The sequence below is a fragment of the Microbispora sp. GKU 823 genome (assembly GCF_002027145.1).
GTDB lineage: Bacteria > Actinomycetota > Actinomycetes > Streptosporangiales > Streptosporangiaceae > Microbispora > Microbispora siamensis.
Map to the genome: position 1 here is coordinate 1 of NZ_MWJN01000173.1, position 9607 is coordinate 9607.

The following is a 9607-nucleotide window of genomic DNA, read 5'->3' on the forward strand; positions in this document are numbered from 1 at the left end:
ACCGAAGTGATCGAAGAGGAGTGCGCCGAACCGCGCCGACACCACAAGATTACCAGGGTCCGGCACCGCCATGACCCGATTGGAGAACAACGCCCCCACGGCGCGGGCTATTCCCCGCCGGGGCGGCCCTGCCCCGGGCGTCCGGTTGTCCAACACACCAGCCCGCGGCGACTGTTCCCGCAGGTCGTGACCGGGAGCATGTCCCGCCTCCCGTACGCGGCAAAACGGGCGGGCAAGCGGGGACAACCAGATCCGGCTCTCAGGCATCTACTTAGCGCCGCGGCGGACAGCCGGCATGGCACGGATGATCGGGGAGGCACGACGTGAGGGACGAACGCCGCAAGTGGCCGTCGTCCCCGCGCTCCGCGACGGCTCCACGTGGCCGTCGTCTTCCCACGCAACCGAACGTCAAGCCGCTCGCAATCGCCCCGCGCTACGAAGACGATGCGGAAGTCCCCGTACGGCGCCAACCCGGCCGCCCGGACTTTCGTCGCTGGAGGTGGCCATCATCATGCGGTCGGAGTTCGACGACATCCGTGCCCACATCACCGCCGAGCCGCCGCGCACGGGCGAGTTGCTCGAGCTCGCGCACTCCCTGCTCGACGACCTGGAGCAGTTGCGTATGCGTGAGGCGATCCTGCGCTCGCACTATCTCGCCCTGCTGACGGCGGCTCGCGCCACCGTGGCCGCGGACTCCGCCGGCCACCCGGAGGCGCTCACCTTCCTCCAGCACGAGCTGGCCGAGCACGGGCAGCTTCCCGACGGAGAGCAGGCACAGCGGATCTTGTCGGACGCCGTGGCGGCGCAGTCCATGCTCGCCCACCTCGACGAGCCCGTGGTTCCCCGGCGGTCCCGCACTCCCCGCAGCCCCCGCTGCGGCGGAGTCAGCCGCAGTCTGCGGGGCTGAGCGGCTCAGCCGCCGGGGATGAGGTCGTGCACGAAGACGACGTTGGGGTAGGCCGGGTTGTCGGTGTACCCCTGAACGTTGCCCAGGTAGGCCCGCTGGTAGTTGGACACCCAGGGCACCGCCACCACGGCCTGCTCCTCGATGAGGTTCCTCTGGAGTTCGGCGTACGCCCGCTCCGCGGCGGGACGGTCGTTCGTCACCAGTGACGGCAGACGATCGATCTTCGCGTCGACGTCCCTGTCCTTGAGGTAGGTGAGGTTGAAGGACACCGGCTCGGCGCTGTGGAAGACGTTGAGGAACCACGAGTACGCGTCGGCGTAGTCGGGCCACCAGTACATGACGAGGATGTCCTGGCGCTTGGCCGGGTCGGCCGACTTGCCCTGGTTCCACTGGTCGTTCCACTGCATCGCCTTCGCGTCGAGCTGGACGTTCAGCTCGGCGAGCGCGCTCTTGAGCCTGCGTACGAGCAGTTCCTCGTCGTCGTCCCCCTGCGCATAGGTCAGCGTCAGGCGCAGGGGGTTGCCGCCCGGGCCGTACCCCGCCTCGTTCAGCAGCGCGGTGGCCCCGGCCAGGTCCTGCTTCTGGGTGAGGCCGGGCGTGTGCCCGAGCAGGCCCTCGGGCACCAGGCCGGAGGCGGGCGCCCCGGCACCCTTGAGCCCGGTGATCAGGCCGTCGTAGTCGATCGCCTTCTGCACCGCCTTGCGCAGCCGTACGTCCGCCAGCGGGCCTGAGGCGGTGTTGAACAGCACGAGCATGTTCTGGAACGACGGCACCTGGAGGGTGCGCACACCCGCGGTCGCGCGGGCCCGCCGGAACAGTTCGGGGTTCAGCCGCTGCACGTAGCTCGCCTCGCCGCGCAGCAGCAGCCGGTACGCCCGGTCCAGGTTGGGGGTGACGCGGAACTCGATGTTCCGGTAGTGCGGGCCCTCCCAGCCGCCCCAGTAGCGGTCGAAGGCCCGCAGCACCAGTTCCTTCTCGCGGCCCTTCTTCCAGCTCGCCACCGTGTACGGCCCGGAGCCGGCGTCCCGGCCGGCCTGGAACCACTTCTTGAGGTCGCCCGATCCGGCCGCCTGCGTGTCGTAGATGTACGCCGCGTAGTCGGCGGAGGCGACCAGGTCGAGCGGGGCGGCGTACTTGAGCCGGAACTCCACCGTCAGCGGGTCCTTGACCGTGATCTGCTGCACGGGGTCCCAGATGTAGGCCGCGCCGGCGCCCATCCGCTTGGTGCGCTCGATGGACGCCTTGACCGCGGCGGCGTCCACTGGTCGTCCGGTGTGGAAGACCACGCCGGACCGCAGGGTGAACGTCCAGACCTTGCCGTCGGAGGACGTCTGCCAGCGCTCGGCCAGGCGCGGCGCCGCCCGCCGCGTCCTGGGGTTGTACATCGTCAGCGAGTCGTAGATGTTCTCCATCGCGACGACCTCGTTGGAGTACGAGCTCGCCGGGTCCCAGTCGGTGACGATGTCGAGATGATGCAGGTAGACGAAGGTCGAGTCCTTCGCCGAGGGAAGGTTCGCGGCGGAGATCTCCTGGACCTCACCCCCGCCGCATCCCGCGAGGGCCAGCACGGCCATCACTCCCAGCACGAGTAAACGGCGCATGCGTGCGGGTCCTTTCCGTGTCCACCATGATCGACGCTACTGCAAGATCACGATTGGACATGATATTTCCCGCTAATCGATCACAGGTCCCCTCATCCCACCCGCCTCACTGCTAGTCTCTATCCCTGTCGCAAAAAGGTTTTATGTGAGGCTTGTCCCTCACTGGGCGAGGTGCCATGAGTCCGCGCAGGCGTGACCGGCCGATCAGGTCCCGGCTCATCGGCCTGCTGCTCGTACCGCTCTTCTCGCTGGTCGCCCTGTGGGCGGTCACCGCCGGCGTCACGATCGGCGACAGCCTGAGCCTTCGTACGTACAACACGCTGTGGTCCACGCTGCGGCGGCCCGCTGACTCCCTGATCGTCGACCTGCAGAGCGAGCGCCTGACCACGGCCCGATACCTCGGTTCGCACCGGAAGGCCGACCGCGACGCCATGGTCCTGCAGCGCCAGCACACCGACAAGACCAGGGAGAAGGTCCGCACGCTGGCCCTGTCCAGCGCCTCCCGCTCGGCCACCACTCCGGCCATGCGCACGCAGGTCGACGAGATGCTGGCGGGGCTCAGCCGGATCGACGAGATCCGGGCGGAGATCGACGAGGGGCTGTCGGAGCGGCTGTACGCCATCGAGACCTACAACCTGGTCAGCGACTCGATCTACCGCATGCACTACAGCCTGGCGCTGATCGACGACATCCCGATCTACCAGCAGTCGCGTGTGGTGATCTCGCTCGGGTACGCCAAGGAGCTGCTCACCCGGGAGCAGGCGCTGGAGGCGGCCGCCGGGGCGTCCGGCGGCCTCACCGACGAGGAGCGCAAGCTGTTCACCCAGCTCGTGGGCAACCGCCGGTTCCTCATCGACCAGGCGCTGCCCGAGCTGGACGCCGGGCTGCGGCAGCTCCACGTCAACCTGATCACCACCCCGCTCTACCAGCGGCTGCGGCTGCAGGAAGAGCAGATCATCGCCGCGCCCAAGCTCTCGGCGCGTACGCAGCGGGTGTGGCAGTCGACCTCCGACGACCTGGCCGAGTCGTTCCAGAAGGCGCAGACCGAGGCGGCGGCCCTGCTCGCCGAGCGCGCCGCGCCGATCGCCGACTCGATCCTGCGGCGGGCCGTGCTGGCCGGAGGCTTCGGTCTCCTCGCGGTCATCGCCTCGATCCTGATCTCGCTGCGGGTCGGCGGACGCCTCGCCCGCGAGCTGGCCGACCTGCGGCAGGCCGCACTCGACCTCGCGAACAAGCGGCTGCCGGGCGTGCTGGTCAAGCTCAAGCGAGGCGACGACGTCGACGTGGCCACCGAGGCGCCCCCGCTCCAGACCGCGGGCGGGACCGCCGAGATCCAGGACGTGGGGCGGGCCTTCTCCACCGTCCAGGAGACCGCGGTGGAGGCCGCCATCGGGCAGGCCCGCCTGCAGCGGGGTGTCAGCCAGGTCTTCCTCAACCTGGCGCGGCGCAGCCAGACGCTGCTGCACCGGCAGCGGACCCAGCTCCACGGCATGCAGCGCCACACGACCGACCCGGACATGCTGGAGGAGCTGTTCCGGCTCGACCACCTGACGACCCGCATGCGCCGCCACGCCGAGGGCCTGATCATCCTGTCCGGCAACGCCCCCGGCCGCGCCTGGCGCAAGCCCGTCCCGATGTACGACGTCGTACGCGGGGCCGCGGCCGAGGTGGAGGACTACGCCCGGGTGAACGTGCTGCCGATGGAGGACCACGGGCTCGACGGCGCCGCGGTGGCCGACGTCATCCACCTCATCGCCGAACTGGTCGAGAACGCCACGATCTTCTCGCCGCCGCACACCACCGTGTCGGTGCGCGGCGAACTCGTCGGCACGGGCTTCGCGGTCGAGATCGAGGACCGCGGGCTCGGCATGACCAAGGAGCGGCTCGCCGAGCTGAACGAGCGTCTGGCCAACCCGCCGGAGTTCGACATCGCGGACACCGACCGCATGGGGCTGTTCGTCGTCGCGCGCCTGGCCGCGCGGCGGGACATCCGCGTGACCCTACGGCCCTCGCCCTACGGAGGAACGACCGCCATCGTGCTGATCCCATCCGCGCTCATGGTTGGCCCCAAGGATCCCGATCTCGCCCGTCTCGCCGCGGGAGAGGTCACCCCGGAGGACATCATCCTCGCCTCGCTGCAACGGGGGCCGCAGGAGAACGAGAACACCGGCGAGGAGGACCGAAAGTGACGGAACGCATGCAGGACCAGTGGCTGGACGAGGAGGCCGGGCCCATCGTCCCGGCCTACGCCCTGACCCGCGGACGCGTGCGGCCCTCCAGCCAGGAGATCGACCTCGTCGCCATCGTCACCGCGACCGGCGGGCCCACGCCGGTGAGCCTCGGTCCCGAGCAGTGGATGATCCTCAGCCTGTGCGCCCGCCCGGCGTCGCTGGCGGACATCGCCGCGGCGATCGACCTGCCGCTCGGCGTCGTACGGGTGCTGGTGGGCGACCTCCACGAGCAGGGTCTCGTGCAGGTGCGCCCACCCGCCAACGTCGCGCGCTTCCCCACCCCCGGCATCCTCACCGAGGTGATCAGCGGCCTGCGCGCGCTGTGACCCTCTCGGTCAGAGCGCGTGCGGGTAGTGCCGTGCGGCGTGCTCGGGGGTGATGTACCCCTCCCGCAGGTCGGCGCGCACGGCCTCGGGGTCGCGCTCCTCGGGCGGGCCGTACCCGCCTCCAGAGCCGGTGCGCAGGTGCACGACCGCGCCCTTGGGCAGGAAGATCCGCGTCTTCAGCGAGAAGTCCTCGGCGTGCCCGTCGGGATACTCCACCGTGAGCCGGTTGGGCCGGCCCGGCAGGCCGCCCTCCAGGCCCCAGGGGGCCAGCGCGGTCCTGGCCAGGCCCGCGGTGAGGTACTGGTCCTCCAGGATGCGGAAGGACAGGTCGAGCCCCAGGCCGCCGCGGTGACGGCCGGGTCCGCCGGAGTCCTCGGCCAGGGCGAGCCGCTCGATCCGCCAGGGGTTGCGCGCCTCCCACACCTCGGCGGGGGTGAAGCGGGTGGCCGACTCCGAGATGTACATGAGCGCACTCGCGCCGTCGCCCGACGGTGAGGCGCCCTGGCCCACCGGGTGCGGCGCGCCGTCGGCCCACGGCTCGCCGGTCGCCTCGCGGTTGCCCCACCACACCAGGGCGTTGATGTCCCCGCCGCTGGCGGCCGGCACCGATCCAGGCACGGCCTCGGCCAGCGCCCTGATGATCAGCTCGATGGCGTGGTCGGAGGGGATGCCGTACATGAAGCAGGGCGCCGGCCGTACGGGGTGGAACAGCGAGCCGAGCCGGGTGACCAGCTCAAGCGGGCGGAAGTGGCCCTCGTTGGGCTGCTCGCCTGCCCCCGCGAGGAAGGACACCGCGATCCGGACGGCCGCCACGGTGGACGGCAGCGGGCAGTTGACCGGCCCGCCGACCTGGTCCGGGCAGTCGGTCAGGTCGACCGTCACCGACGAGCCGTCCACGGCGACCCGGACGCCGAACGGGATCGGCGTGCCGTTCACGCCGTCGGAGTCGATGACACTGGACGCCTGGTAGACGCCGTCGGGCAGCCGCTCGAACCAGCCGCGCACCAGCGCCTCGCCGTGGGCGTACATGCGGGCGACGCAGCGGCGGAAGGTGTCCAGCCCGTGCCGCCGCACCAGCGCGCCGAGGGCTTCCGCCCCGGTCCGCGCCCCGGCCACCATCGCGTTGATGTCGCCGATGACCATCTCCGGCATGCGGCTGTTGGCCAGGATCATCCGGTAGACGTCGCTGACCAGCCGCCCGGCGTCGTACAGCTTGACGCCGGGGAAGATCGTGCCCTCCTGGTGGACGTCGACCGTGTCCGTGCAGTACGGATCCTTGCCGCCGATGTCGAGCCAGTGGGCCTTGATGGCGGAGTACGCGACCAGCGTGTCCTCGTGGAAGATCGGCACCACCATCGCCGCGTCCTGGGGGTGGGAGCCGGTGCCGTACGGGTCGTTGTAGAGGATCACATCGCCGGGGCTGAGCGCGGCGGAACCGCCGACGCCCTCGACGGCCTCCCTGACGCAGAAGCCGAGGGTGCCCATGAACGCCGGCAGCGTCGGGGCCTGCGCCAGCATGCACATGTCGGCGTCGTAGAAGGCGACGGCGAAGTCCAGCGCCTCGTAGATGATCGGCGAGAACGCGGTGCGGATCAGCGACTGCTTCATCTGGTCGGCGGCCGCGTTGAGGCCCTGCCGGATGATCTCGGTGGTGATCGGGTCGGCTCCGTCGCCCAGCCCCGGGTGCACCTCCGCGTATCGGGTGCGGACGATGGTCATGGGCGGTCCTTCCGTGTGATCATGAGACAGCCGCTCTCGTGCGCCTCCACCGCGAAGCCGGCGTCCACGTAGGTGGTCGCGGTCGGCTCCACCACCAGCAGCGGGCCCTCGGCCACGCCGTCCAGGTCCTCCCGCCGTACGACCGGGGCCTCGGTCCAGGCGCCCCGGCGGAACGACCACAGCCGCGTCGTCCCCCGCCCGCCCTCGCCCGACGGCGGGGCCGGCACCATCGGTCGGTCCGCGTCGAGGACCACCCTGCTCGTCGCCCGTACGGTGACGATCTCCAGCGGGTCGGGCAGGGTGTGGCCGAAGGCCCGGTGGTAGGCCTCGGAGAAGCGGGCGGACACGGCCGCCGGGTCGTCCTCGCCCAGCCGCACCGGGATCGTCAGCGTGTGCTCCTGGCCCCGGTGGCGCAGGTCGAGGTCCACCTCGCGTACGGCTCCGGGCTGTGCGAGCCGTTCGAACAGCGTCTCGGTCACCCGCTCGACCAGCGGCAGCGCCTCGTCGTCCAGGGGACGCACCATCGTGCGGGCGGCCGACCGCACGATGTCGGCCTGCACCAGGCCGACGGCGGAGAAGTTGCCCGCGTTGGGCGGCACGACCACGGTGTCCACGTCGAGCTCGTCGGCGAGCAGGCAGCCGAACACCGGCCCGGCGCCGCCGAAGGCGACGACGGCCGCGCCGCGCGGGTCCACGCCCCGCTCCACGGTCACGCCGCGCACGGCCTGGGCCATGTGCGCGGCGGCGATCCTGACCACGCCCACCGCGACCGCGTCCATGCCGTCGATGCCGGTCGGCCCGCCAGCGGCGCCAGCGCGCGGGCCGCCGTGTCCTCGGACAGTTCGATGCCGCCCGAGATGTGCCCGCGGGGGATCATGCCGAGGTGCAGGGCGGCGTCGGTCACCGTGGGCTCGGTCCCGCCGCGCTGGTAGCAGGCGGCCGGGGTCGGCGCCCGCGCTGCGGGGGCGACCCGCAGCAGGCCGCCCGCGTCCGCGTACGCCACCGAGCCGCCGCCGGCGCCCACCGACCGCACGTCCACCCAGGGGCTCTGCAGCGGCAGGCCGACGACCTCGCCCTGGTAGAGCAGCGGGAGCCGGCCGTCCTCGATGAGCGCGGTGTCGAAGCTGGTGCCGCCCACGTCGGCGGCCACTGCCGTGCCGAGCCCGAGCGAGGCGGCCAGGCGGGCGGTGGCGGCGGCCCCGGCCACGGGACCGGACAGGATCGTCTCGAACGGCCGGGCCGCGGCCTCGGCCAGCGCCAGCGCGCCGCCGCCGGACCGGGTCACGAGCAGCTCGCCCGCGAAGCCCCTCGCCCTCAGCTCGCGCTCGAGGTTGTGCAGATAGGGCCCCATGCGGTGGCGGACGAAGGCGTCCACGACCGTGGTGCAGGTGCGCTCGTACTCCCGGTATTCACCCGAGACCTCGTGCGACAGCGAGACCGGCCCGGCGAACCCGGCCTGCCTGAGCAGCTCGGCCGCCCGCGTCTCGTGTGCCGGGTTGGCGTAGGAGTTCACCAGCACGATCGCGACGGCGTCCACGCCCTCGGCGGCGAACACCTCGGCGGCCCGCCGCACGTCCTCCGGCTCCAGGTCGCGTACGACCGAGCCGTCGGCGGCCACCCGTTCGGTCACCTCCAGGCGCAGCCGCCGGGGCACGAGCGGCGGCGGCGGGGTCCAGAACAGGTCGTAGGGGTCGTCGCGGTCGCCCCTGCGGATCTCCAGCACGTCGCGGAACCCGGCCGTGGTGATCAGCCCGACGGTCGCGCCCCGCCTTTCGAGCAGCGCGTTCAGGCCCACGGTCGTGCCGTGCACGAAGTGGCGGCAGCGGGCGAGCAGATCCTGTGGCACGGCCGCGTCGACCGCGGCGAGGACCCCGCGTTCCGGCGCGGACGGCGTGGTGGGCTGTTTGGCGACCCTGATCTCGCCGGTCGCGGCGTCGTGCAGGACGAGGTCGGTGAAGGTGCCGCCGACGTCCACTCCGATGACCGTTGTCATGCCTGGCAACGTAGATCCGGCCGCGCACCGCGTCGATGTGCCCTCACGACGACGAGATCGGCGTTGTTGTCCCCGGGAGACAGTCGTGGTCGAGCACGACGTGGCAGGCGAGCTGGAGCGCGAAGCGGGTCTGCGGGTCGGACAGGTCGGCGTCGAGCGCCTCGGCGATGCGCCTGATCCGGTGGGCCACCGCGTTGGGATGCAGGCTGAGCAGCTCGGCCGCCCTGGTGCGGGAGCCCCAGCTGTCCAGGTAGGCCTTCAGCGTGGGCACCGCGTGGGCGCTGAGCGCTCCGAGGCGTTCCAATGGGGCGAGCATGTCCCTGGCGGCGACCAGCGCGCTCTCGCTGCCGCTCAACTCCGCGAGGAGCGCGTGGACCCCGAGCCGGTCGAACCGCACGACCTCCCCGGCCGTGGCGCGTGCGGCGGCCGCGCGCGCCTGCGACGCCGTACGGCGCAGCCCGTCCGGCCCCGCCTGGCAGGTGCCGACCCCGACTCCCATGACCGACGTCCACTGTGCTGACATCCTCTGTGCTCGCGGTGAGTACGGCAGACCGGCGCCGAGAGTCATCCGTTCGTCGGCGGTGAGGAGCACGAGCACGCCGTCCTGCCACCGGGTGACCAGCGGCGGCGCGGACAGCTCGGCCGTCCCGCCGCCCGTATCTGTGAGGCCCGTATCTGTGAGGCCCGTATCTGTGAGGCGCAGTGCGCCGGGCAGCGCCGCGGCGGTCCCGCGCGCCTCGCGGAGCACCGGATCCGCCGCCCGGGGCCGCGCCGCCGCCGGGGTCGCGCAGGAGACCGCGACGTGCCAGCCGTCCACGGGCAGCCGCGTG

General features: G+C 71.9%; 8 protein-coding genes. 3 read left to right on the plus strand and 5 right to left on the minus strand.

All coding sequences use genetic code 11. The annotated features are described in order from the left end of the window. Positions 1-499: 499 nt before the first annotated feature. Complete coding sequence (locus B1L11_RS42850; protein WP_256863396.1) at positions 500-907, plus strand: hypothetical protein; 408 nt, start codon at positions 500-502, stop codon at positions 905-907. Positions 908-912: 5 nt separating this feature from the next. On the opposite strand, the gene B1L11_RS42855 is transcribed toward B1L11_RS42850, so the two are convergent. Further along, entirely contained in the window at positions 913-2508 is a 1596-nt protein-coding gene (locus tag B1L11_RS42855; protein WP_079320887.1) for an ABC transporter substrate-binding protein, read from the minus strand. Between the two features lie 176 nt (positions 2509-2684). On the opposite strand from B1L11_RS42855, the gene B1L11_RS42860 reads away from it, so the two are divergent. Both B1L11_RS42860 and B1L11_RS42865 read left to right on the plus strand, forming a co-directional pair. Further along, complete coding sequence (locus B1L11_RS42860) at positions 2685-4697, plus strand: nitrate- and nitrite sensing domain-containing protein (RefSeq protein ID WP_079320888.1); 2013 nt, start codon at positions 2685-2687, stop codon at positions 4695-4697. After that, entirely contained in the window at positions 4694-5065 is a 372-nt protein-coding gene (locus B1L11_RS42865; protein ID WP_239109313.1) for a DUF742 domain-containing protein, read from the plus strand. The genes B1L11_RS42860 and B1L11_RS42865 overlap by 4 nt, the downstream gene beginning before the upstream one ends. 9 nt (positions 5066-5074) lie before the next feature. Here B1L11_RS42865 and B1L11_RS42870 read toward each other — a convergent pair whose 3' ends face one another. The 4 genes from B1L11_RS42870 to B1L11_RS42880 all read right to left on the minus strand — a co-directional run. After that, positions 5075-6784 carry a hydantoinase B/oxoprolinase family protein gene (locus tag B1L11_RS42870; protein WP_079320889.1) on the minus strand — a complete coding sequence of 570 codons (1710 nt, stop codon included), beginning with the start codon at positions 6782-6784 and terminating at the stop codon, positions 5075-5077. Then, positions 6781-7563: a hydantoinase/oxoprolinase family protein gene (locus B1L11_RS49285; protein WP_218671671.1), complete on the minus strand. Its 783-nt coding sequence runs from the start codon at positions 7561-7563 to the stop codon at positions 6781-6783. Before B1L11_RS49285 ends, B1L11_RS42870 begins: the two co-directional genes overlap by 4 nt. Then, positions 7494-8777, minus strand: coding sequence for a hydantoinase/oxoprolinase N-terminal domain-containing protein (locus B1L11_RS49290; protein ID WP_218671672.1), 1284 nt, complete (start codon positions 8775-8777; stop codon positions 7494-7496). Before B1L11_RS49290 ends, B1L11_RS49285 begins: the two co-directional genes overlap by 70 nt. Positions 8778-8820: 43 nt before the next feature. Next, positions 8821-9607: CdaR family transcriptional regulator (locus B1L11_RS42880; protein WP_179155585.1), on the minus strand; the 787-nt coding region annotated here is incomplete at its 5' end.